This window comes from Burkholderia sp. BCC1988 (assembly GCF_905339895.1).
Taxonomy (GTDB): Bacteria; Pseudomonadota; Gammaproteobacteria; order Burkholderiales; family Burkholderiaceae; genus Burkholderia.
In genome coordinates, this window is the sequence record NZ_CAJPHA010000022.1 from 52642 (window position 1) to 77917 (window position 25276).

The 25276-nt window shown below is 69.1% G+C and carries 22 protein-coding genes and 1 pseudogene; 11 read left to right on the top strand and 12 right to left on the bottom strand.

All coding sequences use genetic code 11. From position 1 onward, the window contains the following. Positions 1 to 11: 11 nt before the first annotated feature. Genes U4012_RS27600 through U4012_RS27610 form a run of 3 tightly spaced genes read right to left on the bottom strand, consistent with a single transcriptional unit; the run spans position 12 to position 2702 of the window. Positions 12 to 1052 carry a 2,5-dihydroxypyridine 5,6-dioxygenase gene (locus tag U4012_RS27600; RefSeq protein ID WP_321802322.1) on the bottom strand — a complete coding sequence of 347 codons (1041 nt, stop codon included), beginning with the start codon at positions 1050 to 1052 and terminating at the stop codon, positions 12 to 14. 40 nt (positions 1053 to 1092) lie between these two features. Further along, complete coding sequence (locus tag U4012_RS27605; RefSeq protein ID WP_321802323.1) at positions 1093 to 1923, bottom strand: alpha/beta hydrolase; 831 nt, start codon at positions 1921 to 1923, stop codon at positions 1093 to 1095. 26 nt (positions 1924 to 1949) lie between these two features. Next, the gene (locus U4012_RS27610; protein ID WP_044843893.1) at positions 1950 to 2702 is read right to left on the bottom strand and encodes an Asp/Glu racemase; all 753 of its coding nucleotides are present in this window, start codon (positions 2700 to 2702) and stop codon (positions 1950 to 1952) included. A gap of 298 nt (positions 2703 to 3000) precedes the next feature. Between U4012_RS27610 and U4012_RS27615 the strand changes: the two genes are divergently transcribed. The 4 genes from U4012_RS27615 to U4012_RS27630 all read left to right on the top strand — a co-directional run bounded on the left by U4012_RS27615 (position 3001) and on the right by U4012_RS27630 (position 7879). Then, positions 3001 to 4164 carry an FAD-dependent monooxygenase gene (locus U4012_RS27615; RefSeq protein ID WP_044843894.1) on the top strand — a complete coding sequence of 388 codons (1164 nt, stop codon included), beginning with the start codon at positions 3001 to 3003 and terminating at the stop codon, positions 4162 to 4164. Positions 4165 to 4350: 186 nt separating this feature from the next. Next, positions 4351 to 4857, top strand: a complete 507-nt coding sequence (locus U4012_RS27620) for a (2Fe-2S)-binding protein (RefSeq protein WP_044843895.1) — start codon at positions 4351 to 4353, stop codon at positions 4855 to 4857. Continuing rightward, positions 4847 to 7306 carry a c-type cytochrome gene (locus tag U4012_RS27625; protein WP_415750410.1) on the top strand — a complete coding sequence of 820 codons (2460 nt, stop codon included), beginning with the start codon at positions 4847 to 4849 and terminating at the stop codon, positions 7304 to 7306. Before U4012_RS27620 ends, U4012_RS27625 begins: the two co-directional genes overlap by 11 nt. A gap of 240 nt (positions 7307 to 7546) precedes the next feature. Then, positions 7547 to 7879 carry a hypothetical protein gene (locus U4012_RS27630; protein ID WP_044843897.1) on the top strand — a complete coding sequence of 111 codons (333 nt, stop codon included), beginning with the start codon at positions 7547 to 7549 and terminating at the stop codon, positions 7877 to 7879. A gap of 106 nt (positions 7880 to 7985) precedes the next feature. Here U4012_RS27630 and mmsB read toward each other — a convergent pair whose 3' ends face one another. The 3 genes from mmsB to U4012_RS27645 all read right to left on the bottom strand — a co-directional run bounded on the left by mmsB (position 7986) and on the right by U4012_RS27645 (position 11861). After that, positions 7986 to 8876 (bottom strand): 3-hydroxyisobutyrate dehydrogenase, encoded by an 891-nt coding sequence (gene mmsB / locus U4012_RS27635; RefSeq protein ID WP_321802324.1) that lies wholly within the window; start codon positions 8874 to 8876, stop codon positions 7986 to 7988. A gap of 16 nt (positions 8877 to 8892) precedes the next feature. After that, the gene (locus tag U4012_RS27640; protein ID WP_044843899.1) at positions 8893 to 10419 is read right to left on the bottom strand and encodes a CoA-acylating methylmalonate-semialdehyde dehydrogenase; all 1527 of its coding nucleotides are present in this window, start codon (positions 10417 to 10419) and stop codon (positions 8893 to 8895) included. Between the two features lie 122 nt (positions 10420 to 10541). Next, positions 10542 to 11861: an MFS transporter gene (locus U4012_RS27645; RefSeq protein ID WP_044843900.1), complete on the bottom strand. Its 1320-nt coding sequence runs from the start codon at positions 11859 to 11861 to the stop codon at positions 10542 to 10544. 156 nt (positions 11862 to 12017) lie between these two features. On the opposite strand from U4012_RS27645, the gene U4012_RS27650 reads away from it, so the two are divergent. Further along, entirely contained in the window at positions 12018 to 12977 is a 960-nt protein-coding gene (locus tag U4012_RS27650; RefSeq protein ID WP_124521113.1) for a LysR family transcriptional regulator, read from the top strand. Between the two features lie 145 nt (positions 12978 to 13122). Here the strand turns inward: U4012_RS27650 and U4012_RS27655 are convergent, their stop codons facing one another. Then, positions 13123 to 14031, bottom strand: a complete 909-nt coding sequence (locus tag U4012_RS27655) for a hypothetical protein (RefSeq protein WP_257774963.1) — start codon at positions 14029 to 14031, stop codon at positions 13123 to 13125. A 47-nt stretch (positions 14032 to 14078) separates the two neighbouring features. Beyond that, positions 14079 to 14801, bottom strand: coding sequence for a haloacid dehalogenase type II (locus U4012_RS27660; RefSeq protein ID WP_044843903.1), 723 nt, complete (start codon positions 14799 to 14801; stop codon positions 14079 to 14081). 320 nt (positions 14802 to 15121) lie between these two features. Between U4012_RS27660 and U4012_RS27665 the strand changes: the two genes are divergently transcribed. Then, positions 15122 to 15349: a hypothetical protein gene (locus U4012_RS27665; RefSeq protein WP_321802325.1), complete on the top strand. Its 228-nt coding sequence runs from the start codon at positions 15122 to 15124 to the stop codon at positions 15347 to 15349. 123 nt (positions 15350 to 15472) lie between these two features. On the opposite strand, the gene U4012_RS27670 is transcribed toward U4012_RS27665, so the two are convergent. Next, entirely contained in the window at positions 15473 to 16111 is a 639-nt protein-coding gene (locus U4012_RS27670) for a hydrolase (RefSeq protein WP_257776164.1), read from the bottom strand. 256 nt (positions 16112 to 16367) lie between these two features. On the opposite strand from U4012_RS27670, the gene U4012_RS27675 reads away from it, so the two are divergent. Together U4012_RS27675 and U4012_RS27680 are read left to right on the top strand one after the other, a co-directional pair. Then, positions 16368 to 17261 carry a LysR substrate-binding domain-containing protein gene (locus tag U4012_RS27675; RefSeq protein WP_044843906.1) on the top strand — a complete coding sequence of 298 codons (894 nt, stop codon included), beginning with the start codon at positions 16368 to 16370 and terminating at the stop codon, positions 17259 to 17261. A 263-nt stretch (positions 17262 to 17524) separates the two neighbouring features. Then, positions 17525 to 19774, top strand: a complete 2250-nt coding sequence (locus U4012_RS27680; RefSeq protein WP_321802326.1) for a putative bifunctional diguanylate cyclase/phosphodiesterase — start codon at positions 17525 to 17527, stop codon at positions 19772 to 19774. Between the two features lie 4 nt (positions 19775 to 19778). Here the strand turns inward: U4012_RS27680 and U4012_RS27685 are convergent, their stop codons facing one another. The 3 genes from U4012_RS27685 to U4012_RS27695 form a co-directional block, all read right to left on the bottom strand. Then, positions 19779 to 20870, bottom strand: coding sequence for a diguanylate cyclase domain-containing protein (locus U4012_RS27685; RefSeq protein WP_044843908.1), 1092 nt, complete (start codon positions 20868 to 20870; stop codon positions 19779 to 19781). 55 nt (positions 20871 to 20925) lie between these two features. Continuing rightward, the gene (locus tag U4012_RS27690) at positions 20926 to 21930 is read right to left on the bottom strand and encodes a chemotaxis response regulator protein-glutamate methylesterase (protein WP_044843909.1); all 1005 of its coding nucleotides are present in this window, start codon (positions 21928 to 21930) and stop codon (positions 20926 to 20928) included. A 382-nt stretch (positions 21931 to 22312) separates the two neighbouring features. Beyond that, positions 22313 to 22537 carry a hypothetical protein gene (locus U4012_RS27695; RefSeq protein ID WP_039357299.1) on the bottom strand — a complete coding sequence of 75 codons (225 nt, stop codon included), beginning with the start codon at positions 22535 to 22537 and terminating at the stop codon, positions 22313 to 22315. A 368-nt stretch (positions 22538 to 22905) separates the two neighbouring features. On the opposite strand from U4012_RS27695, the pseudogene U4012_RS27700 reads away from it, so the two are divergent. The 3 genes and pseudogenes from U4012_RS27700 to U4012_RS27710 form a co-directional block, all read left to right on the top strand. Continuing rightward, positions 22906 to 22974: pseudogene (locus U4012_RS27700) on the top strand (DUF969 domain-containing protein); the annotation flags it as partial. 34 nt (positions 22975 to 23008) lie between these two features. Beyond that, positions 23009 to 24040 (top strand): DUF2891 domain-containing protein, encoded by a 1032-nt coding sequence (locus tag U4012_RS27705; RefSeq protein ID WP_321802327.1) that lies wholly within the window; start codon positions 23009 to 23011, stop codon positions 24038 to 24040. 154 nt (positions 24041 to 24194) lie between these two features. Then, on the top strand, positions 24195 to 25259 hold the full coding sequence (locus U4012_RS27710) for an asparaginase (protein WP_321802328.1): 1065 nt from the start codon (positions 24195 to 24197) through the stop codon (positions 25257 to 25259). The last annotated feature ends 17 nt before the right edge of the window (positions 25260 to 25276 follow it).

Consider the following 25276-nt stretch of genomic DNA (forward strand, 5'->3'; position numbering starts at 1 on the left):
GCACTCGTCGGTCAGGCGGGTTGATCGGTCACGCGGCCTTCGCGCACGACGGTCTCGCCGTCGAGCTCGACCGTGCAGCGGCGCAGCGGGATGTCGATGTGGCAGGTGGTCGTGCGGGTGCCGCCGCCTTCGTTGTTCGGGCCGAGCGAGAACAGGAAGTTGCCTTCGAACGCACGCGCATCCATCCCGATCGTCGCCTCGCGGTCGTACAGGCCGAGCGTCGACCAGCGCGCGCGCGGCTGCAGCCCCCAGCCGATGTGCGAGATCGCATAGCCTTCCGGGTCCGCGAAGGTTTCCATGTAGTCGCGCAGCAGGTCGGCATCGACGCCGCCTTCGATGCGCGTCGCATAGCCGCCTTCGACGGTCAGCGCGATCGGCTCGCTCACGTAATGTTTCTGCGGCAGCAGGATGTCGCCGCGATCGATCACGATCGTGCCGCGCGCGGTGCGGTCGTTCGGGAAGGTCAGCGCGAAGCCGCTCGGCCAGTGGTCCCAGCGGCCCGGCGCGTCGACGAAGCCGTATTCGGCGGTCGGCGGGAAATCGCCGAGCGGGCACACGAGCGCCGTGCCGGCCGCGGAGGTCACGCGCATCTCGCGCGCGGCGGCGATTTTCTGCGCGGCGCCGAGCACGCGCGTGCGGTCGGCCAGTGTCGGCACCATCCGCACCAGCACTTCGGGCGGCTCGACCGCGAGCAGGATCTTCGTGCCGGATTTCAGGATGTCGTGCTGCTCGGGCGAGAACAGCAGCGTCATCAGGTCGAGCACGAGGTCGCTCTCGCGCAATGCGGCGATCGCGGCGCGGTTGCCGGTGAGCGGCGTCGTGCCGAGATACGCGAGCGGGTCGCGGCTGAACGCCTTCTCGCCGTTCACCGGCGGCAGGTCGAGCCGGTTGACGATCGCGCCCATCGATTGCGTCGCGATCAGCGCGCACGACAGCGTCTGCGGATGAGTGGCCGCGCTCGTCAGGATCGTGACGGTCTGGCCCGGTTCGAGGCGCGACAGCGTGAGCACCTGCTTCCACGCGTCGATCAGTTGATAGTCGCTGACTGGCATCGTCGGCTCCGGTAATGGCGTGAAGGGAAGGGGGGCGAAATCAGGCCGCGAGCGGCGCGCCGAGGAAGTTGCCGAACGCCGCGTAGAAGCCCGCCGCGTTGTCCCACGGGATCATGTGGCCGGCATCGGGCACGCGCACGTGCTGCATCGACGGCGTCGCACGCTGCAGTTCGACGACATCGTCGTCGCGCACCACGTCGCCGCGCTCGGCCGTGATCAGCAGCGACGGCACGGCCAGTTGCGCGGCATCCGCGTGGAAGTCGTCGGTGTGGAAGCCTTCGTACGACGTGCGCACCGCGCGCTCGTCGCAGGTATGCAGCCACTCGGCGCGCAGTTGCAACTCGGCGTCGGTCCAGGTCGGGCAGAACGCGCGCATCCCTTCGGCGTCGGTGCCGGCGCGCGCGAGCGCCATCGAGTCGATGTACCACGGCAGCTTGCCCGGATAGTCGCGGCGGTTCGGGCCGGACACCGGCGGATCGACGAGCACGACCGATTCGAGCCCGCGGACGCCGCGCCGTGCCGCGCGCGCGGCGATCCGCGCGCCCATCGAATGGCCGACCAGGCTCGTGCGCGGCAGGCCGAGCGCGGCGACGAACGTCGCGATGTCGTCGGCTTGCGCATCGAGGCCGTAGTCGAGCGACGGCGACGCGTCGGACAGCCCGCGGCCGCGCACGTCGAGCACATAGGTGTCGAATGCCGCGCCGAACACCTCGCCGACGAAGCCCCACGTGATCGCGGGGCTCGTGATGCCGGGAATCAGCACGATCGCGGGGCGCGACGCGCGCGCGCCCGTGGCGCCGCCGTAGCGCAGGTAGTGCTGGCGGATGCCGTTGGCGCGGACGTTCGCGCCGTACAGGAAAGTCGAGGACATGGCGATGCTCCGAAGTAGCGGGGCGCTCAATACGCGCCGGACAGCAGCGCGCCGGCGCCGGGCACGATCGGTTCGAGATCGAGTTCGCGCAGCATCGCGTAGGTCGTCGCGATCGCGGCCGTGATCACGGGCTTACCCGTCATCGCCTCGACCTTCGCGACGGCCGGCAGCGACGGCATCTGCACGCACGCGGACAGCACGATCGCATCGGCGTCCTGGTACGGCAGCGTCTTCACGATGTCGGGCAGGCGCGCCGGGTCGTGGCGGCCGACGTCGAGGTTGTCGGGGATCTCGAGCGCGCGATACGCGATCACGTCGTAGCCTTCGTTGCGGATGTAGTCGACCACGAGCTCGGTCAGCGGCAGCATGTACGGCGCGACCACCACGATGCGCTTCGCGCCGATCACCTTCAGCGCATCGACGAGCGCGCCCGCGCTCGTCAGCACCGGCGCCTGCGCGCCGTTGTCGGCCGTGTGCTTCGTGAGGCGCGCCTGCGACACGCGGTGATAGCCGTGGCCCATCGCCATGATCGCGACGAGGCACGCGTAGCCGAGCACGTCGACGCGCGCATCGCTCAGTTCCACCGCGCAGCGGTCGGACTCGGCGTCCATCGCCGCGAGTTCTTCCTTGACGACCTTCTTCATCCGCATCCGGCTCGAGTGATACGTGAAGCGCTCGGGCCGGATCGCCTCGCGCAACCGCAGCATCGCGGGAATCTCGGTTTCCATCGTCGTGTTGGAACTCGGCACGATCTGGCCGATGCGGTAGGTCTTGCTCATGACGGGAGGCTCCGTGTCGGTAAGGGTGGGGCGGCACGCTGGCGCGGGATCGCCTGGTTTCGGGGAAAGTCTAGTGTGTACATTTGAAAATGACAATGGGTCAAAATGATTCCTTTCAGGCATAGATCGTTTATTTGCGGATATATATGAGGTTTTATTGGTGTTTTCCCGGGTGTGTCGATCACCGGAAATAATCCTCTTGTCTTGAATAAATTGAGTGTGTACGCTACATAAACGCCATTCAATCCGCCCGTTCTCGTGCCGCGTCCGGCGCCGGGCTCACGATCAGGAGATCCGCATGAGCAAACCCCGTATCGCAATCATCGGCGCCGGTCTCGGCGGCACGGCCGCCGCGGCGCTGCTGCAGCGCGGCGGCTACGACGTCGCGCTGTACGAGCAGGCGCCGGCGTTCTCGCGCCTCGGCGCGGGCATCCATCTCGGCCCGAACGTGATGAAGATCATGCGGCGCATCGGCTGCGAGGACGCGCTGGAGACGATGGGTTCGCATCCGGATTGCTGGTACAGCCGCGACTGGCAGACGGCCGACGTACTGTCGCGGATTCCGCTCGGCGACTACGCGCGCAGGACCTACGGCGCGAGCTACCTGACCGTGCATCGCGGCGATTTCCACGCGCTGATGACGCAGGCGGTGACGCCCGGCACGATCCGCTTCGGCAAGCGGCTCGCGGCGGTGGAGGACACGGGTGACGCGGTGCGCCTGACGTTTGCCGACGGCAGCGTCGAGACGGCCGACATCGTGATCGGCGCGGACGGCGTGAACTCGCGGATCCGCGAGCATCTGCTCGGCGCGGAGCCGCCGCGCTATACGGGCTATGTCGCGCATCGCGCGGTGTTCCCGGCCTCGCTGCTCGGCAACAAGCCGTACGACATGTGCGTGAAATGGTGGTCGGAGGATCGCCACATGATGGTCTACTACGTGACCGAGAAGCGCGACGAGTACTACTACGTGACCGGCGTGCCGCAGGCCGAGTGGCCGGAAGGCGTGTCGATGGTCGACAGCAGCCGCGATGAAATGCGCGAGGCGTTCGCCGGCTTCCACGCCGACATCCAGCATCTGATCGACGTGTCGCCGTCGATCACGAAGTGGCCGCTGCTCGAGCGCGACCCGCTGCCGTTGTGGAGTCGCGGCCGTCTCGTGCTGCTCGGCGACGCATGCCATCCGATGAAGCCGCACATGGCGCAGGGCGCGGCGATGGCGATCGAGGATGCGGCGATGCTCGCGCGCTGCCTCGACGAAGTCGGCATCGGCGATTACGCGGGTGCGTTCGCGCTGTACGAGGCGAACCGCGCGGCACGCGCGTCGAAGGTGCAGCTCGTGTCGCACAACAACACGTGGCTGCGCACCAACGAGGATCCGTCGTGGGTGTTCGGCTACGACGTGTTCGACGTGCCGCTGGTGTCGCCGTCGCCGTCGCGCGGCAACGTGGCGGCCGTCGCCTGACGCGCATGCGGTGTCCGCGCCGGATGCCGCGCCGCCGTATCGGTGATCGATGCGGCGGTACGCATTTCGGCGTGTTATACGTGAGCGCTGCGCGCGACGCCGGCCCGTCGCGAGCCGGCGGCCGTGCCCGCTGCCGGCCCCCAAGTCACGGCCTGCCGGCCCGCGCCCCGCATTCCGGATCCCTTCATGTCCCATCCCGCTTCCCCGTCGCGGCCGCTCGCGTTTCGCGTGAACGGCACGCCGCACACGTTCGACGCTGCCGCGCCCGACGCGCCGCTGCTGCTGGTCCTGCGCAACGACTGCGCGCTCAACGGCCCGAAGTACGGCTGCGGATTCGGGCAGTGCGGCGCGTGTACGGTGCTGGTCGATGCTCAGGCGACGCGCGCGTGCGTCGTGCCGGCCGCCGCCGCGCACGGGCGCGACGTGACGACGCTCGAAGGGCTCGGCTCGCGCGACGCGCCGCATCCGATCCAGCGCGCGTTCATCGACGAGCAGGCCGCGCAGTGCGGCTATTGCCTGAACGGCATGATCATGAGCACGAAGGCGCTGCTCGACCGTAATCCGTCGCCGGACGATGCGGCGATCCGCGACGCGCTGCGCTTCAATCTCTGTCGCTGCGGCACGCATCTGGAGATCATCCGCGCGGTGCATCGGGCCGCGCGCTATCTGCGGGACGACGGCGATGAAGCATGACCTGAGCGTGCCCGCGCAGCCCGAAGCCGATGCGAGCGATGTGCGGCGCGATGAAGCGGTGGCCGGTTCGGCGCGGCGTGCGGACGACGCGGCGCGCATGCACCGCGCGCGCTACGAATGGCCGATCGGCGATGCGCGTGCGCACGCGTCGTTCGAGCTCGAAACGCGGACCGCCGCCGATGGGCGGATGACGACGTGGCGCTATCGCGCGCGGGCCGGCACGACACCGGATGCGCGGCGCGCGGCGGCGCAATGCGGGGCATCGTCTCGGTCGTCGCCGTTCGTCTATCGACATGCGCAGACGTCGATCGAGATGGCCGACGTCCACCACACGATTCCCGACCACGCGCACGCATTCGCGCGCGAGTCGTTCGTCGACGAACTGGCCGGTGCGCTGCGGCGCGATCCGGTCGCATTGCGCCTGCAGCATCTCGATGCGTCGCGCGATGCCGGGCCGCGCGAGATCATCCGGATGGTCAGCGAACGCGCGGCGTGGGGCGAACCGGCCGCGGGCCGTGCCCATACAGCGGCGCAGGACCGCCTCAGTGGGCGCGGCTTTGCGTTCGACGGTGCGGGCGTGCTCGAGGCGCCGTCCGCAGGCGAAATCCCGCACGCGGACGCGGGCCGCGACAACGACCGCGACAGCGATCCGCACTGGTCCGCATGGGTCGTCGATCTCGACGTCGATCGCGCGACGGGCGACGTCGCGGTGCGCCGCGTCGTCGCCGGGCAGGGCGCGGGCGAGCCCGGGCAGGCGTCGATGGCGGGCTTGCCCGCGTGGCAGATCGAGGCGGCGATTTCGCGCGTGATGGGCGCGCGGCTGTCCGCACGGCCGGCGCATGACGAGACCGGCGGCGATGTCGCGCCGGATGCGATCGCGCATGAACTCGTCGCGTTCGACGACGCAGAGCCGGGCGTCGGTCGCGCGCAGTCGCTGTCGGCATACGACGCGCAACGGATCGAACAGGCGGCCGCGCCGGCGGCGGCCGCGATCGCGAACGCGCTGTATGACGCGACGGGCGTGCGTTTTCGCGCGCCGCCGTTCGACGCCGCGCGGATTCGCGACGCGCTGGCCCGGTCGGAGCCGGCCGATGTCGGCGAGCGCCGTTCCGGCGCGCCGCGCCGCGCGTCATCGCGCTGGCGCCGCTGGCTGGCCGGTGGCGGCGCGGGCGGGGTCGTCGGCGGGCTGATCGGGCTGGCCTGCGCGATCCTGCCGGGCCCAGCGTCGATCGCCCCGGTCGCACCCGGCGGCGCGGACGGCGCGATGTGGAGCGCGGCGACACTCGAACGCGGCCGCCTGATCGCGCTCGCCGGCGATTGCGCGGTCTGCCATACCGCGCCGGGCGGCGCGGCCAATGCGGGCGGTCTCGCGCTCGACACGCCGTTCGGCACGATCTACACGACCAACATCACGCCCGATCCGGAAACCGGCATCGGCGCATGGTCGTATCCGGCGTTCGCGCGCGCGATGCGCGAAGGCATCGGGCGCGACGGCTCGCATCTGTATCCGGCGTTTCCGTACACCGCGTTCGCGAAGCTGAGCGAGCCCGACCTGCTCGCGCTGTATGCATACCTGATGTCGCAGCCGCCGGTGAAGCATGCGCCGCCGAAGACGAAGCTGCCGTTCCCGCTCGACCAGCGGCGCCTCGTCGCCGGATGGAACTGGCTGTTTCACGACGCGCGGCCGTTCGTGCCGGATCCGGCGCACTCCGCGTCGTGGAATCGCGGCAAGTATCTGGTCGACGGCGCCGGGCACTGCGGCGCGTGCCATACGCCGCGCAACGCGCTCGGCGCGGAACGGGGCGCTCGCGCTTATCTGGCCGGCGGCGAGGCCGAGGGGTGGGTCGCGCCGCCGCTCGTCGCGTCGCCGGCGTCGCCGGTGCCGTGGACCGAAGGCGCGTTGTTCGACTACCTGCGCACGGGCTTCTCCGCGCAGCACGGTGTCGCGGCCGGGCCGATGGCGCCGGTCGTCGCGGGGCTCGCGGCGCTGCCCGAATCGGACGTCCGGGCGATCGCGCATTATCTGGCGTCGCTGTCGCCGCCCGTCGATGCCGCGGTGGCCGTCGACGCGGCGACCCGCCATGCACGCGGTGCGGAAGCGGTCGCGACGCTCGGCCTCGAGAGCGGCCGGCGCGCGTTCGATGCCGCGTGCGCGGTCTGTCACGCGGAGACGGGCGGGGTCGGGCATTTCGGCGTGCGTCCGCTGATGGGGCTCAACACGAGCGTCAGCCAGGCGACGCCCGACAACCTGCTGCGCGTGCTGCACGACGGGATCGACCATCCGGCCACCGACGGGCTCGGCTACATGCCCGGCTTCCGCGACGCGTTCGACGACCGGCAGATGGCCGAACTCGCCGCATACATCCGCGCGCGCTATGCGCCCGGCCAACCGGCGTGGCGAAGCCTGGAGGAGGCTTCGGCGAGAATCCGGCAGGCGCGTGCGCACTGACCGGCGCGCCGGCCGATGCCGGTCGCCGGGCAGAAACCGTGCGCCGGCCGGGAAGCCGGGAAAAGCGACACGCTGCGCAACGACGGGCGTGACGCGGGCCGTAAATCCTGCCGGCAGCGCCCATCGTTTAACCATTCGAAACAATGTGTTCACTGAAAAGGGCATGATCTCCGGCGATCGGGCAGGCATACTGTCGCCTATGTTGCTCAATGCCGTCGAATCGACGCGCGCTTGCCCCCCATGTCCATTGCTCTATCTTTTCGATCCCTGCGAGGGTTGACCATCGCGGCCGTTGCATGCTTGCTCGCCGCATGTTCGACCGCTTCCGACGTGACCACGACGTCGAATCCGAACGTCTTCACCGTGACGACGCGCACGCTCGGCGTGTCGACGACGTGGGCCGACGCCCATGCGAAAGCCGTCGACGAAGCGACCAACTACTGCACGCAGCGCGGCATGCGCGCGAGCCTGAAGCAGGAGTCGGTGACCGGCGGCCGCCGCGTCGACGCGCGCTCCGAACTCGCGTTCGAGTGCCATCCGACCTTCGAGACCGCGTCGAACCCGCGCGGATAAGCGCCGCGTCGCGCGCGCGGCCGTCACCTCCGCACCGCTCCGGATGTGAACCGACCCGCGATGCCGTTGACGGGCAGCGCGGGCCGTCGCACGTCCGCCGGCCGCGTTACGCGGGCTGCGCCTCGTACAGCTTCACGCACGCGGAGAAGTCGAGCGTGCCGAGCCCCTGCTGGCTCATCGACTGATAGAGCTGCTGCGCGAGCGCGCCCATCCACACCGGCTGCCGTGCGCTGCGTGCGGCTTCGGTCGCGAGCCCGAGATCCTTCAGCATCAGGTTCGCGGCGAAACCGCCCGAGTAGCCGCGCGCGGCGGGTGCCGCGTCGTTCACGCCAGGGTACGGGTTGTAGGTGTCAGAACTCCAGCAGCGGCCGGTCGACGTGTTGATGATGCCGGCCAGCACGGCCGGATCGATGCCGAGCGCGGCGCCGAGCGCCATCGCTTCGGCCACGCCCATCATCGAGATGCCGAGCAGCAGGTTGTTGCAGATCTTCGCGATCTGCCCGGTGCCCGTGCCGCCGCAGTGCACGACGTTCTTCCCCATGTCGAGCAGCACCGGGCGGATGCGCTCGAACAGCGCGCCTTGCGCGCCGACCATGAAGGTCAGCGTGCCGGCCTGCGCGCCGCCGGTGCCGCCCGACACCGGCGCGTCGGCGAGCGGGAAGTCGCGCTGCGCGGCGGCGTCGGCCACCGCGCGCACGGTGTCCGGATCGATCGTGCTGCAGTCGACCAACGTCGCGCCGGCACGCGCGCCGGCCAGCACGCCGTCGTCGCCGAGGTAGACCGCGCGCACGTGCTGCGCGGCCGGCAGCATCGTGATCACCAGCGACGCGCGGGCGGCCGCGTCACGCGGCGACGCGGCCGCCGTCGCGCCCGCGCGCACCGCCGCGTCGACCGCGTTCGCGTCGAGGTCGAACACCGTCAGCGCGTGGCCGGCCTTGAGCAGGTTGGCGGCCATCGGGCCGCCCATGTTGCCGAGTCCGATGAATGCGATTTCCATGTGCAGGCTTCCTTGATCAGCGCAGCGCGATCGTCGTGTTCACGCCGCCGGCCGTCGCGTCGTCGTCGAACCAGCGCGCGGTGACCGTCTTCGTCTGCGTGTAGAACTGCACGACCTGCTTGCCGTACGGGCCGAGATCGCCGAGCTTCGAGCCGCGCGAGCCGGTGAAGCTGAAGTAGGGGACCGGCACCGGGATCGGGATGTTGATGCCGACCTGGCCGATGTCGATCTCGCTCTGGAACTTGCGCGCGGCCGCGCCGCTCTGCGTGAACAGGCCGACGCCGTTGCCCATCGGGTTGCGGTTGACCAGCGCGATCGCGTCGTCGAGCGTGTCGGCTTCGAGCACGACCACCACCGGCCCGAAGATTTCTTCCTGATAGATCGACATGTCGGTCGTCACGTTCGAGAAGATCGTCGGGCCGACGAAGTTGCCCTGCTCGTAGCCGGGCACCTTCACGTCGCGGCCGTCGAGCAGCAGCGTCGCGCCTTCCTTCACGCCCGCGTCGATCAGCGACAGGATGCGGGCCTTCGCCGCCTTCGACACGACCGGGCCGACGTCCGTGCCGGCTTCGGCGCCGGCGTTGACCTTCAGCGCCTTCGCCTTCTCGACCAGCTCGGGCAGCCAGTCGCGCGCCTGGCCGACCAGCACGACGACCGACGTCGCCATGCAGCGCTGGCCGGCCGCGCCGAAGCCCGCGCCGACCAGCGCGTTGATCGACTGCTCGCGGTGCGCATCGGGCAGCACGACCGCGTGGTTCTTCGCGCCCATCATCGACTGCACGCGCTTGCCGTGCTGGCTGCCGAGGTTGTACACGTGCGTGCCGACGCGCGTCGAGCCGACGAACGAGATCGCCTTGATGTCCGGATGCGTGCACAGACGGTCGACCACGGTCTTGCCGCCGTGCACGACGTTCAGCACGCCCTGCGGCACGCCGGCCTCGATCGCGAGTTCGACGAGCTGCATCGTCGACAGCGGATCCTGTTCCGACGGTTTCAGCACGAACGTGTTGCCGCACACGATCGCCATCGGGAACATCCACAGCGGGATCATGCCGGGGAAGTTGAACGGCGTGATGCCCGCGCACACGCCGATCGGCTGGCGCAGCGTGTAGGTGTCGACGCCGCCCGCGACGTTCTCCGCGAATTCGCCTTGCTGCAGCGTGCCGATCGAGCACGCATGCTCGACCACTTCGAGGCCGCGGAAGATGTCGCCCTGCGCGTCGGGCAGCGTCTTGCCCTGCTCGGCCGTCAGCGTATGCGCGATCCGTTCGAGATTGCGACGCACGAGGTCCTGGAACTTCAGCATGATGCGCAGCCGCGCGCCGATCGGCGTCGTCTTCCAGGTCTGGAACGCGCGCTGCGCGGACGCGATCGCGGCATCGACCTCGTCGAGCGTCGCGTACGGCACGCGGCCGATCACTTCCTGCGTCGCGGGGTTGACGATGTCGCCCCATTCGGCGCTTTGCGATTCGACGAACGCGCCGTCGATCAGCAGCTTGGCGGTGGGCAGGGCGAGGGTGGTCTGGGGAACTGCGGCGTTCATGGAACTCTCCGGGAAACGGTGATGCGAAGAAAACACGTGGGCTGCGTCCGTCGCGCGTGCGGCCACGGCGGACGGCAGGTCGAACTGAAATCGGGGCGATGCGGATCGATGCGGGCCGATGCTTACGCACGCGCCGGACGCATCAACGCGGTACACGCGAGCGCGAACACGCCGAAGCCGACGAGGTACGCGATCACGTAGTGCGGCTGGCCGCCGCCGGCCTTGAGCAGCGACGTCGCGATCATCGGCGCGAAGCCGCCGCCGATCACGCCGGCGAGCTGCACCGACAGCGAGATGCCGCTGTAGCGGATTTCCGCCGGGAACTGCTGCGCGAACAGCAGCGACTCCGGCGCATACAGGATCGGGAACACGATGCCGAGGCCGAGCACGATCGCCCACCATGCGGTCGACGTCTGCTGCGTGCCGAGCATCAGGAAGAACGGCGCCGCGAACAGGCACATCAGCACGAGGCCGATCGCGAACATCCGGCGCTGGCCGATGCGGTCGCTGAGATGCCCGCACAGCGGCATCGTGACGAGCGACAACGCCGCGCCGGCCGTGATCGCGTGCAGCATCTCGGCCTTCGGCAGATGCAGCTGCTGCGTCGCATACGCGAGCGCGAACGTGACGACCATGTAGAACCAGGTGTTTTCCGCGGCGCGTGCGCCGACGATCGTCAGCACCTCGCGCGGATGGCGGCGCAGCGCGGCCGTCACCGGCGACTTCTCGGCCTTGCCCTGGCGCTGCATCTTCTCGAAGTCCGGCGACTCGGGCACCTTCGCGCGGATGAACCAGCCGAGGCCGACCAGCGCGATGCTCGCGAGGAACGGCACGCGCCAGCCCCACGACAGCATGTCGGCTTCCGGCAGCGCGGCTACCGCGGCCATCGCGACCGACGACAGGATCAGCCCGAGCCCGACGCCCGTCTGCGGCAGGCTGCCGAACAGCCCCTTGCGGCCCTTCGGCGCGTGCTCGACGGCCATCAGCACCGCGCCGCCCCATTCGCCGCCGACCGCCATCCCCTGCAGGAAGCGCATCGCGATCAGCAGCGCGGCGGCCCAGTAGCCGATGCGGTCGTACGACGGGATCAGCCCGATGATCATGCTCGGCACGCCCATCAGCAGCAGCGTGATCATCAGCATCGACTTGCGGCCGATGCGGTCGCCGAAGTGGCCGAACACGATGCCGCCCATCGGCCGGCCGATGAAGCCGACCGCGAACGTGCCGAACGCGGCGAGCGTGCCGACGACGGGGTCCAGCGACGGGAAGAAGATGCGGTTGAACACGAGCGCGGCGGCGGTGCCGTAGAGGAAGAAGTCGTACCACTCGATCGTGGTGCCGGCCATGCTGGCCCAGCCGGCCAGCAGGTAGTGCCGCGCGGTGCGGGCGGGCGCCGGCGTCGCGATGGCTGCATGCTCATCGAGGGTGGATCGCGTCTGCATGGTGTCTCCGTATTTATTGCCCGCGGCTCATGGTCCGCAGGTCACGGTCGAGTATAGTTATGCGCGGATCCATGATGTACCGACAAGAAAGCCGGTTAGATGTGCATTTATGCATATCGGAACCCGGCCCCGAGACACCTGCCCTTTTTCCCGCCGATGCGACACGCCACCGAGCCGGTTTCCGGCAACCTGAACTGGGACGACCTGCGCTTCTTCCTCGAAGTCGCCCGCACGCAGCGCGCGAGCGGGGCCGCGAAGCGGCTCGGGGTCGACTACACGACCGTCGCGCGGCGCATTCGCGCACTCGAGGCCGCGATGGGTACGCTTTTGTTCGACAAGTCGCGCTCGGGCGGCTTCACGCTGACCGCCGAGGGGCAGCGGCTCGTCGCGTATGCGGACGCGATGGAGACGACCGTGCAGTCCGCATGCGACCAGGTCGCGAACACCGGCGAGGCGCTGTCGGGCCACGTGCGGATCGGGTCGACCGAAGGGTTCGGCTGTTTTTTCCTCGCGCCGCAGCTCGCGCGGTTTCGCGTCGCGCACCCGCATGTGACGGTCGACCTGCTGCCGGTCCCGCATTTCGTCAACTTGCCGAAACGCGAGGCCGACCTCGCGATCACGCTCGAGCGGCCCGAACGCGGGCCTTACGTGGTCACGAAGCTGTGCGACTACCAGCTGCGGCTCTACGCGACGCGCGACTATCTGGCGAGTCATCCGCCGATCGCCTGCACCGACGATCTCGCGCGGCATGCGTTCATCAGTTACGTCGACGATCTCGCGTTCAGCAGCGAACTGCTGTACCTGGAGCGCGCGGTGCCCGGCGCGACGGCCGGGCTACGCACGACGAGCGTGATCGCGCAGGTGTTCGCGGCGCTGCAGGGCGGCGCGCTCGCGATCCTGCCGTGCTTCATGGCGGCCACGCAGCCGGCGTTGGTGCCGGTGCTGCCGGACGACGTGGTGGTCACGCGGTGCTTCTGGCTGACGTGTCGCGAGGATCTGCGCAAGCTGCGGCGCGTGACGGCGCTGTGGGATTACCTGCGCGCGGCGGCGGACGCGAACCGGGCGTTGTTGATGGGGGAGTCGGAGCGGCTCCGGTTCGTCGGGGATCCGGAATAGCGGGGCTGGAGGCGGCGGTGATTTGCGCAGCGGGCGGGTCGGGGTTCACGCGGTTCCAGTTGCACCGCGTTGCGGCACACCCGCGGCGGCGTCACGCGAGCGCGGCGAAGGGGCCGCCGCCAGGCAGCCGGCCGCCTGGGCGTGCCTAGGCGTAATAGATTCGCCCCACATCCGTGTCGCGTAATCGTCCGGTGCGTTCGGCGTTGTCGAGCGCATCGCCGAAATCGCGCGCGCACAGGTCCGGTCGGCCCAATGCAGTGAGGATGCGCGACACGCGCCACGCGGGCAGCCAGTCCGACCATGCAAGGCGCACGCCGATGAGCAGTGCCAGCATGACGCCCAATGCGAACGGTCCGCCGAGCAGCGTGAGAACGACGAGCGTCGGATCGGAAAATCCGCTGTCGCTGGTCCAGATGCCTAGCAGCATGAGCGGGATCAGGAAACAGGTCATGCCGATGAACATCCATTTCCACGCGAGCCAGAGCGTATGCGTCAGCCCGGCCAACCCGGTGTCGCCGCACGTGTAATCCATGACCATGTGGCGCCGGTCCGGAGACGACAGCGCAAGCAGGCGGCCTCGGCGATCGACCACGGCAACAACGTCGTCGCCGGCGTCGAAGCACTGTCCGCCGAGGAAGCCGCGGTACGTGTTTCCGCCGATTTCGATTTCGACCGGGAGCTTCGCGAACAGGATCCTGCCGTTTTTCCCGACGGTGACGTAGGCGTTTTCCGATGCGAAGGTCTTGCTGCCGCGGATATTCGCATACGACCATGTCGCCGGATGCTCGACCTTGTCGGCCGCGGCGTTCAAGCTGGCCAGGGCGAGGTCTTCGTCGGCTTGCTGAAACACCAGCGCATTGGCGGCGGCACCGTTGCCGGTGAGCGCCGCGGCAATCGGCACCACATAGTGCGTGAACCGGTAGCCGAGCGATTTCTTCCGGGCTTCGGGATCGACGGGCGGCACCTGATGGCGCGCGGCGTCCTCCCGATCGGGACGCTCCAGAAAGCGCATCGCGGTGAGCTTGCCTGCTACCAGACGCAGCGATGACGACATAGGCCGGGGCTGAATGTGGTCGGAGTGCGGAGTCTAGCAGCCGGCACTCAACCCGGACAACCGAGCCGATCCGCGAGTTCGTTCAGGTCCTTGACGTCGAAGTCCCACGCGTCGTCGGCTTTCAGGTCGGTCGTCTGGTTCGGCCCGTGTTCGGTCGGCCGCAGCACGAACGCGGTCGCGAGCCCGAGTCGCCGCGCGGCGGCCAGATCGCCGTTGTGCGCGGCAACCAGGCACAGCTCGGCCGGCTCGAGACCGAGAATCTCGACCGCTTCGGTATAGACCCTCGGCGACGGCTTGTACGCGTGCGCGACTTCGGCGCCGAGAATCGCGTCCCACGGCAGGCCGCCGTGCTTCGCGACGTCGACCATCAGCCGGATGTTGCCGTTCGACAGCGGCGCGATCACGTAGCGCCGCTTCAGCCGCTGCAGCGCCGAGACGGAGTCGGGCCACGGATCGAGCCGGTGCCACGCGAGGTTGAGCGCGTCGATCTCCGCGTCGGGCACGCCGTCGATCCCGTAGCGGTCGAGCGTGCGCACCAGGTTCTCGCGGTGCAGCACGTCGAGCCGCACGTAGCGCCTGCGCCCGCTGCGGATTTCCTCCATCGACGGCGCATATTCGCGGCGCCACGTATCGGCGAATTCGAACGGATCGCGATCCGGCGCATGGCGCGCCAGGAACGTGGCGGCTTCGCGCGCGACGCCGTTTCTCCAGTCGACGATCGTTCCGAACACGTCGAAAACGAGCGCCTTGATGTCGGCAGGGTTCGTCATGGGATTTTCGTGAAGGTCGGTCGAGGGGGGCGCAAGGCGCGCCGTGGCGGCAACGCGCGACGCCGGTTCGAATGACATTGAATCACGTATCCGCGAAGACGGCTGGCAGCGTCGCGGCGATGGCGGCGCGCGGTGCGGCGTCGAGGGTGCGTGAGGGTGCATGAGGGCGAGGCGGAGCGGGGAAACCGGTATCGCACCGCCCGTCACGGGCCTTCGGCCATGACCTTCGGCACATTCCTGCCCGCGTGCGCGGCGCCTACGCTGGGCAGGTCGCCGGTGCGTGCCGGCGGCGTTCCCCAACCAACCGACGAGGACATGCCATGCCGACCATTTCAGTCTACGGGTTCAATCCGGACGGCGGCCCGAGCGCGTTGAGCGCGCAAGCAACGCGCGACAACCTCAACGAGGACCATCCGACGTGGGCCGTGACGCTGGCCTACACCGCGAGCACCACGACGGCCGTCTTCACGTCGGCCACGGCGTCCGACGCGGATCTCAGGGCCGCGCTGGAGACGGCGTATCCGCCGGCAAGCTACCACGTGGTTTAGGTATCGCGGGCGCCCGCCCGGGCCGGCCCGGGCGGGGGTAGTTCATGTGGCGCAACGCGCGCTGGCGGCTGCGACGCGGGCCGGGTTCGCGCCGCAAGCGCGGCGCGTGCGGACGTGCGGCAATCAGCTCTTGTCGTACGAGAACTGGATGCCCGCGGTGCCGCCGGTTTCGATGAACAGGTTGATGAACGCGGGGACGGTCGCGCTACGGGCCCAGTCGCGCTGCAGTTCGCAGAACAGCTGCGCGACGCTGATCATCTGGCCGCCGGCCTGCTCGATGCGGCGCAGCGCGGCTTCGTGCGCGGCGACCGACGTGCCGCCGACCGCATCGACGACCACATAGACTTCGTAGCCGGCCTTCAGCGCGTCGAGCGCGGGGAAGGTCAGGCACGCTTCGGTCCACAGCGCGGTCATGATCAGTTTCTTGCGGCCGGTGGCCTCGACGGCCTTGCGGAACTCGACGTCTTCCCACGAGTTGATGCTGGTGCGGTCGTAGGTCGGATAGCCTTCGAGCGCGGCGCGCAGTTGCGGGATCGGCGGCTTGTTCAGGCCGGTCTTCACGTTGACGGTCGAGTGGACGATCGGCAGGCCGTACGCGACCGCGGCCTTCGATGCGCCGACGATGTTGTTGATCAGCAGCTGGCGATCCATCGATGCAATCGAGTTCACCTGGACCGGCTGGTAGTCGATGACGATGAACGCCGCGTTCTGCGGGGTGAGCAGGTGGTCGTTCGCGGGATCGCGAATCGGTTCGCTTGCCATGGTTGCCTCCAGAAACAGGACAGGAAGTGAGAGAAATCCCGAGGATCCTGGGTGGGCGGCCGCGGCGTCGGGATCGTCGTCGCGGCGGGCGAGTGCTCCAAGCTTAGTCAATCGATTCGGCGCGCGAGGCACCCGTCAGGGAAAATCTCCGGTCGCGTTCGCGTAATCGATCCCCATCGAAGAACGATGCTATGCGCGCAACAACCGGGCTTCCAGTCCCTTAGAATGCCGTCAGTGTTCTATGGGTGGAACAATCATGGATGACCTGAACGACCTCTACTATTTCGTGAAGGTGGTCGAGCACGGCGGCTTCACGCAGGCGGGGCGGGCGCTGGATGTCCCGAAGTCGACGCTGAGCCGGCGCATCGCCGCGCTGGAAGCGCACTACGACGTGCGGCTGCTGCAGCGGACGACGCGTCATTTCACGGTCACGGAAACCGGCCGCGAATTCTACGAACGCTGCCTCGCGGTGCTGGTCGAGGCCGACGCGGCGCGCGAGGTGATCGAGCGCCGGCACGCGGAGCCGCGCGGGATCGTCCGCGTGAGCTGCCCGACCGCGCTGCTCGAATATCGCGTGAGCGAGCTCGTCGCGCGCTTCATGGCGATCCATCCGGCGGTACACGTGCATCTCGAAGCGACGAACCGCCGGGTCGACCTGCTGAGCGAAGGCTTCGACCTGGCGCTGCGCGTGCGTTTCCCGCCACTGGAGGACAGCGACCTCGTGATGCGGATTCTCGGCGACAGCCCGCAGCGGCTGGTGGCCGCGCCGCAGTGGCTGGCCGGACGCACGGTGCCGGCCGACCCGGCCGAGCTGGCCGGCGAGCCGAGCCTCGACTGGGGGCCGCCGCGGCAGCACGTGTGGCAGCTGGTCGGGCCGAACGGCGAGCAGGCGCAGCTGCGCCATCATCCGCGCTACATCTCCGACGACATGCACGCGTTGCGCGACGCGGCGATTCATGGCGTCGGCATCGTGCAGTTGCCATGCATGGTCATCGAGGACGACCTGCGCGACGGCACGCTGATAGACGTGCTGCCGGGGTGGGCGCCGAAGGGCGGCGTGATTCACGCGGTGTTCCCGTCCCGGCGCGGGCTCCTGCCGCGCGTGCGGCTGCTGATCGACTTCCTCGCCGAACATATTCGCAAGGACTGACGGCGGCCGGCGGGGCGGTGCGCTATAAGTAATCATCTGACAAATCGGGGCGGCGTCCCGCCGGCCGCGACCACGCGTATACCCTCGATGCGCGCGGGTACGCCAGCGGGCGCGGATTGGTGTTAAATATATTTTGGCGCGCCGTGACCGGCGTGCAATGGGGGCGCACCGGGGGGGCGAGTCGACTCGGGGCGATATACGGCACGAAGAATCGCTACGAATCGGGCGCATCAGACCCGGTCGAACTGACGGCAGGATTCATCTTGAATACCGAACCGCAAAGTTCTCGCTACAGTCTCGGCCTCGCAGCGGAAGTGCTCGCATCCGAGCAAAGCGTGCTGAGGCTGATCACACGCAATACACCACTGCCGGAACTGCTCGTCGAGGTCTGCCGGCGCGCCGAGGCGCTGCTCGGCGACGGCGCGTCGTGCACGATCCTGCTGCTCGACGCGGACGGCGTGCACGTGCACGTCGGTGCCGCGCCGTCGCTGCCCGTGCAGTACAGCGCGGCGATCGACGGCGCATCGATCGGGCCCGCCGCGGGCTCGTGCGGCACGGCGATGTTCGAGCGCCGGATGATCGCCGTCGAAGACATCGAAACCGATCCGCTGTGGGCCGCCTACCGTTCGTTCGCGTTGCCGCACGGCCTGCGCGCGTGCTGGTCGGTGCCGTTCCTGGACGATACGGGCACCGTGCTCGGCGCATTCGCCGTCTATCACCGTACGCCGCGGCGGCCCACCGACACCGAAACCGACCTGCTGCGCGATATCGGCAACAGCGTCGGCCTCGCGGTGCACCAGGACTGGATCGCGCGGCAGCTCGCGCGCAGCGAGGAACATCACCGCCTGGTCGTCAACAGCCTGAACGAAGGGATTCTCGTCGTGTCGCGCGACGGCATGGTGATCGCGAGCAATCCGAGCGCGAACCGGATGATGCGTGCGAAGGGCGACCTCGTCGGCCGCCGGCTGTCGACGGTGATCCTGTACAAGCTGCGCGAGGACGGCACACCGCTCGCCCCCGACGACTGGCCGAGCCGGCTCGCGTTCACCACGGCCATGCCGCAGCTCGACTACTCGGTCGGCTTCGGGCTCGCCGACGGCGACGTCATCTGGGTGCGCGGCAACGCGGTGCCGATCGTGAAACCGGGCGAGACGCAGCCCGAATCGGTGCTCGTGTCGTTTCACGACATCGGCCCCGTGCGCGAAGCGCAGCAGCAACTGCGCTACCTGGCGACGCGCGACGCGCTGACGGGCCTCTACAACCGGCGCTGGCTCTCCGAACGGATGCGCGAGCTGTTCGGCGCGCGCGAGGCGGCGGCCGGGCCTGCGCATGTCGCGATCCTGTTCCTCGATCTCGTCGGCTTCAAGAAGGTCAACGACACGGCCGGCCACGAGGCCGGCGACGCGCTCTTGCGCAGCGTCGCGGCGCGCCTCGCGGCCTGCGCGGGCGGGCGCCACGCGCTCACGCGCGTCGGCGGCGACGAGTTCGTGATCCTCGTCGACCACTGCGACGATCCCGACGAGCTGGCCGTGCTCGCGCGCGAGGTGATCGACACGATCGCGCAGCCGTTCGAGATCGCGAACAACGAATACTGGCTCGGCGTGTCGATCGGCATCAGCGTCGCGCCGCGCGACGGCGACGATTCGGTCACGCTGATGCGCAACGCCGACTCCGCGATGTACGACGCGAAGCAGCGCGGCCGCAACCACTTCACGTTCTTCACCGCGCAGCTGAACCAGCGCCTCCAACGCCGCTTCGCGATCGAGCAGTCGCTGCGGCGCGCGTTCTCGTCGGACATGCTGCGGCTCGCGTACCAGCCGGTCGTCGACGCGCGCAGCGGCCGCACGGTCGGCGCCGAAGCGTTGCTGCGCTGGACGAGCCCCGAACTCGGGCCGATGTCGCCGGCGGAATTCATTCCGGTCGCGGAAGATACCGGGCTGATCGTCGCGATCGGCCAGTGGGTGCTCGAAACGGCCTGCCGGCAGGCCGCCGAATGGCGTCGCACGATCGCGCCCGACCTGACGCTCGCGGTCAACCTGTCGCCGCGGCAGTTCCACGAGGGGCTCGTCGAGTCGGTCTACCACTGCCTCGCGCAGACGCAGCTCGATCCGGGGGCGCTCGAACTGGAGATTACCGAAGGACTGCTGATGAACGACACGGACACCGTGCTGCCGATGCTCGAAGCGCTCACGGACATGAACGTGCGGATCTCGGTCGACGATTTCGGCACCGGCTACTCGTCGCTCGCCTACCTGAAGCGTTTCCCGCTGCACAACCTGAAGGTCGACCGTTCGTTCGTATCGGGCGTGCCCGATCATCGCGACTCGGTCGCGATCACGCAGGCCGTCGTCGCGATGGCGCATTCCCTCGGGATGAAGGTCACCGCGGAAGGCGTCGAGACCCAGGCGCAGTCGTGGTTCCTGCAGCAGATCGGCTGCGACATGCAGCAGGGCTACCTGTTCGGCCGGCCGCTCGATCCGACCGATTACGCGCGCCGGCTCGTCACCGTGTAGGCGTTCAGGCGAAACCGCCGCCGGCCGGCGGAACCGGGGGCGCCGGCGGCGCGTCGATCTCGACGCGATTCTTGCCGTCGTGCTTCGCGCGATACAGCGCGCGATCGGCCGCCTCGATCAGAGCGGTGGTCGGCAGGCCGGGGGCCGGCACGATGCTCGCGCCGCCGATGCTGATCGTCACGTAGCGACCCGTCGACGCGTGCACATGCTCGAGCCGCAGCGACTCGACCGCGAGGCGGATCTTCTCGCCGAGCAGCCGCGCGGCGCCCGGCGACGTGGCCGGCATCACGACCGCGAACTCCTCGCCGCCGAAACGCGCGGCGAGATCGCCGGACTGCCCGAGACAGCGTTCGATGGTCGTCGCGACCTGCTTGAGCACGCTGTCGCCCGACACGTGGCCGTACGTGTCGTTGTACAGCTTGAAGTTGTCGACGTCGATCATCAGCAGCGACAGCTCGCTGCGCTCGCGCGTGCCGCGCCGCCATTCGGCGGCCAGGTATTCGTCGAGATAGCGGCGGTTCGACAGCCCGGTCAGGCCGTCCGAATGCGTGAGGCGCCGCAGTTCGAGATTGGCCTCGAGCAGTTGCTGCTGCGATTGCCGCAGCGCGCGGTAGGCCTCGTCGCGCTGCAGCAGGTTCATGTACGAGCGCGAGTGATAGCGGATCCGCGCGGCCAGCTCGATGCGGTCGGGCAGTTTCACGAGATAGTCGTTCGCGCCGGCCGCGAACGCGGCGCTCTTGATCACCGGCTCTTCCTGCGTCGACAGCACGATGATCGGCACGTCACGCGTCGCCGGATTCGCGCGGTATGCCTTCACGAGGCTCAGCCCGTCGATGCCGGGCATCACGAGATCCTGCAGGATCACGGTCGGCCGCGTCTCGATCGCGGTCGCCAGCGCGTCGTCCGAGCGCGGGCAGTAGTGGAAGTCGATGCCGTCCTCGTCGACGAGCGCGCGCCGGATGGCTTCCGCGACGATCGTCTGGTCGTCGACGAGCAGGACCATCGCGGGGGTGTCGGCGTGCGGCGTGGGCGGCACGTGCAAGGCGTCGAACGCCGCCTGCAGGCTGCCGGGCGGGCGGGTGAGGTCGCTGGTCATGATTGATGCAGGGTCGCGCCATGGCTGCGACGGGTGTGACAGGGTTTCATTGGGTTCAGATTCGCGCGAGTGCCGCCAGCTCGCCCGCGATGCGCTCGAGCGGCAGGATCGCGCGGGCCGCGCCGAGCGTCGCGGCCGCCTTCGGCATGCCGTAGACGGCGCTGGTCGCCTCGTCCTGCGCGATCGTGTGATAGCCCTTCATCCGCAGGGCCTTCAGGCCGATCGCGCCGTCGCGTCCCATGCCGGTCAGCAGCACGCCGATCACGCGGCCCGGCCAGTGCTCGGTCAGGCTGTTGAAGAACACATCGACCGACGGCCGGTACGGCGTGGCGGCCGGTTCGCGCGTGTATTCGAGCGTGCCGGTGCGCGTGATGCGCAGGTGATCGTCGGTCGCCGCGAGCAGCGCGACGCCCGGCTGCGGGCGGTCGCCTTCGTGCGCGACGCGCACGGTCAGCGGCGTCTGGCCGTCGAGCCATTGCGCCATGCCTTCGGCGAACGCGCGATCGACGTGCTGGACGATCACGATCGGCGCGCTGAAGTCGGCCGGCAGGCTGCCGAGGATCGACGCGAGCGCGCCGGGGCCGCCGGCGGACGCGCCGATCGCGATCAGCGGGCCGCCGCCCGTGCGCGAGGCCGTGCCGGCCGCGCGGACACCGCCGGGCGCGTCGAGCAGGCGGCCGATCTGGTCGATCTTGGCGAGCAGCAGCCGCGCGGTGTCGCCGGCCGCGTCTTCGCCGAGGCGAGGCGTATCGACCGCGTCGAGCGCGCCGGCACCCATCGCTTCGAACACGCGCCATGCGTTCGCGCCGATGCAGCTCGTCACGATCAGGATCGCGCACGGGCGGGCGGAACGCATGATCCGCCGCGTCGCCTCGATCCCGTCGCACTTCGGCATGACCAGGTCCATCAGCACGACGTCGGGCGGTTGCGCGGCGCACAGTTCGACGGCTTGCGCGCCGTCGGTCGCGACCCACAGCACGCGATGCTCGGGCCGGCGCGCGAGCGCGCGGCGCATCGCCTCGACGGCAAGCGGGAGGTCGTTGACGATGCCGATATTCACAAGCGGGATGCTCCGGTCGGTTCGTAGTGTTGGGTATGGGCCGGGTTCATGAAAGGCAGTGCCGGTTCGGCGCCGCCGAACGGCATCGGCGGGCGCGCGGCACGGAATTCGTTTCGATTGGCGACGTCCGCATGCTGTCATGCGGCGCGAGCGGCGGCAATCGAAAAAATTGCGCATTGCGTCGTTTCAGACCCTTTTCTCTATTCCGGGGCGACATTTTTTGCCGCCCGCGAAGGCGGACGGCCATCTGCGGGACGATGCGGCAGTGCGGAAACCCGTTGCCGGCGCGTTCGTTTCGGCGGGAAACGGGCGGGCGCATGCGCGGGCATCGGCGAGCCGGCCGCGCAGGCCGGCGCACCGCGCCCGGGGCGCGTTCAGGCGATCAATGGCTGCGCGCGTATCCCTGGATCAGCGCGCGCATCATCCCTTCGACGGTTGCGTCGAGCAGGTCGGCTTCCTGCTCCGATTCCTCGACGAGCGCGGCATAGGCGGTCGCGAGCGTCACGCGGTCGACTTCGTGGCGTTGTTCCATCAGCGTCACCATCCCGTCCTTCGCCAGATGAGCGGAGAACGCGCGGCTGCCGATGGTCTGGAATACGTCAATCATGGCGGCTCTCCCGAACGTTGCCGATGCCTTCCAGTTTAGTCGGCGCACCGGCGCTCCGCCATGCGCGGTGGGCGCGCGGGCCGCCCGCGGTTCGCGCGGCGCAAGCGTGCATGCCGCGCGCGCCGCCGTTGCCGCCCGCTCGTGCCGCACACGGTCGAAACACCGCTGGCACACGACTGACATGCGGCTGACATACGGCAGGCACAAGGCCGGCGCACGGTAGTACCAGTTTCAACGTTTAGCCGAAGCCTTAAATTGTCGACTTTTTATCGATAAAATCCGGTGTTGGATTTTGCGGCCTGAACCCGGTCGAAACCGGGCGGACAGCACGTCGTCACGGCGCCGCGCATCCAACACAAGGAGGAGCAATGCTGGTGCTGATTGGCGTGCCGATCGTCGTGATCGGTTTCGCGCTGCGCTTCAACACGCTGCTGATGTACGCGTTCGTATTCCGCTTCTGACGAGATGCCCATGACCGACCGACTGACCCCCGAACTCGCCTCGAAATTCGCGTCGCTCGCGCTCGCGCACCTGACCCGCGAATATCCGAACAGGCTCACCCATTCGCTCGAAGGCCCGCACGACGTGCAGGGGCCGCGCGCATTGCACCCGATCTTCTACGGCAGCTACGACTGGCATTCGTGCGTGCACGGCTACTGGCTCGTGCTGCGCGTGCTCGAACGCTATCCGGCGCTGGCAGAAGCCGAGCGGATCATCGCCGTCGTCGACGCGCATTTCACCGACGCGAACGTCGCCGGCGAACGCGCGTATCTCGCGCTGCCGCACAACAGCGGCTTCGAGCGGCCGTACGGATGGGCGTGGCTGCTGGCGCTGTCCGCGCAGCTGGAGCGGCTCGCGCTGAAGGGCGTGGTGCCGCAGGCCGCCCGCTGGACGAAGACGATCGCGCCGCTCGCCGACCTGTTCGTCGCGCGCTTCGAGACCTTCCTGCCGAAGGCGACCTATCCGCTGCGGGTCGGCACGCACTTCAACACCGCGTTCGCACTGGCGCTCGCACTCGACTTCGCGCGCGCGACGCAGCGCGACGGGCTCGCGGCGCTGATCGTCGATACCGCGAAACGCTGGCACCTGAACGATGTCGCGTGCCAGGCGTGGGAGCCGTCGGGCGACGAGTTCCTGTCGCCCGCGCTGATGGAGGCAGAGCTGATGCGGCGCGTGCTGCCGGCGGCCGAATTCGACGGCTGGTTCGCGCGTTTCCTGCCGGATCTCGCGCGCGGCGAGCCGGCGACGCTGTTCGTTCCGGCGACGGTCAGTGACCGCAGCGACGGCAAGATCGCGCATCTGGACGGCTTGAACCTGAGCCGCGCGTGGTGCCAGCGCGCGCTGGCCGGCGCGCTGCCGGCAGACGATGCACGGCGCGCGAGGCTGCTCGATGCGGCCGACCGGCATCTCGCGAGCGCGCTCGCGCACGTGGCCGGCGATTACATGGGCGAGCACTGGCTCGCGACGTTCGCGCTGCTGGCGATCGAAGGCTCCGTGTACTGAATCTGTCAGGTTTTCGTGGGGGCCGACGGCTTTGCATCCGGCGCAATACCACTTTCCACCGGCCGACCGGCTCGCCCCTGCGGCAGACTCGATACACTGCCGTACCGGTTGCACGGGCCCCGGCATTCAGGCCCCGACGAAGGAGACAAGACAGATGGACACCCAACGCGCAGCGGTCGTGACGTACCGCGGCAAGGCGATCGAGAATGAACACGTCGCCGACGTGGCGGTGGTGGATGCTGGCGGCAAGCTGCTGTTCCGGCTCGGCGATCCGTACCGGATGACGCTCGCGCGCTCGGCGGCGAAGCCGGCCCAGGCGCTGTCCGTGATCGAGACGGGCGCGCCCGAGCGGTTCGGTTTCGACGACGCGGACATCGCGTTGATGTGCGCGTCGCACAGCAGCGAGGAGCGGCACATCGCGCGCACGCGGGCGATGCTGGAGAAGGTCGACGCGCAGGAGTCGGATCTGCGGTGCGGCGGGCATGCGCCGCTGTCGGACGCGGTGTACCGGTCGTGGATCAAGCGCGACTACACGCCGACCGGCGTCTGCAGCAACTGTTCGGGCAAGCATGTCGGGATGCTGGCCGGTGCGCGGGCGATCGGCGCCGCGATCGCCGACTATCATCTGCCGGAGCATCCGATGCAGGTGCGCGTGAAGCAGGTGGTCGCCAACGCGTGCGGCCTGCGCGACGACGAGGTCGACTGGGCGATCGACGGCTGCAACCTGCCGACGCCGGCGTTCCCGCTCGATCGCCTCGCGCGTCTTTACGCGTCGCTGGCCGACGGCGCGGATACGATGGCAGCCGGCGGCGCCGCGGCGAGCGGTCGCGTGCGTGCGCTGGCGCGCATTCATCATGCGATGACGGCCCATCCGGAGCTGGTCGCCGGGGAAGGGCGCTACTGCACGGTGCTGATGGATGCGTTCGACGGGCAGGTCGTCGGCAAGCTCGGTGCGGATGCGTGCTACGGGATCGGCGTACGCGCATCGGCGCGCACGCGGGCGCTCGGCGCCGACGGCGCGCTCGGCCTCTCGGTGAAGATCGAGGACGGCAACATCGACGTGCTGTACATGATGGTCAGCGAACTGCTCGAGCGTCTGCAGATCGGCACGGACGCGCAGCGCGCGCGGCTCGCCGCGTTCCACCGGCCGCGGATGCTGAACACGCAGGGTGTCGAGATCGGGCACGCGACGTTCCCGTTCGAATTGCAGCCGGCCTGACGGGCGTCGGCGCACCG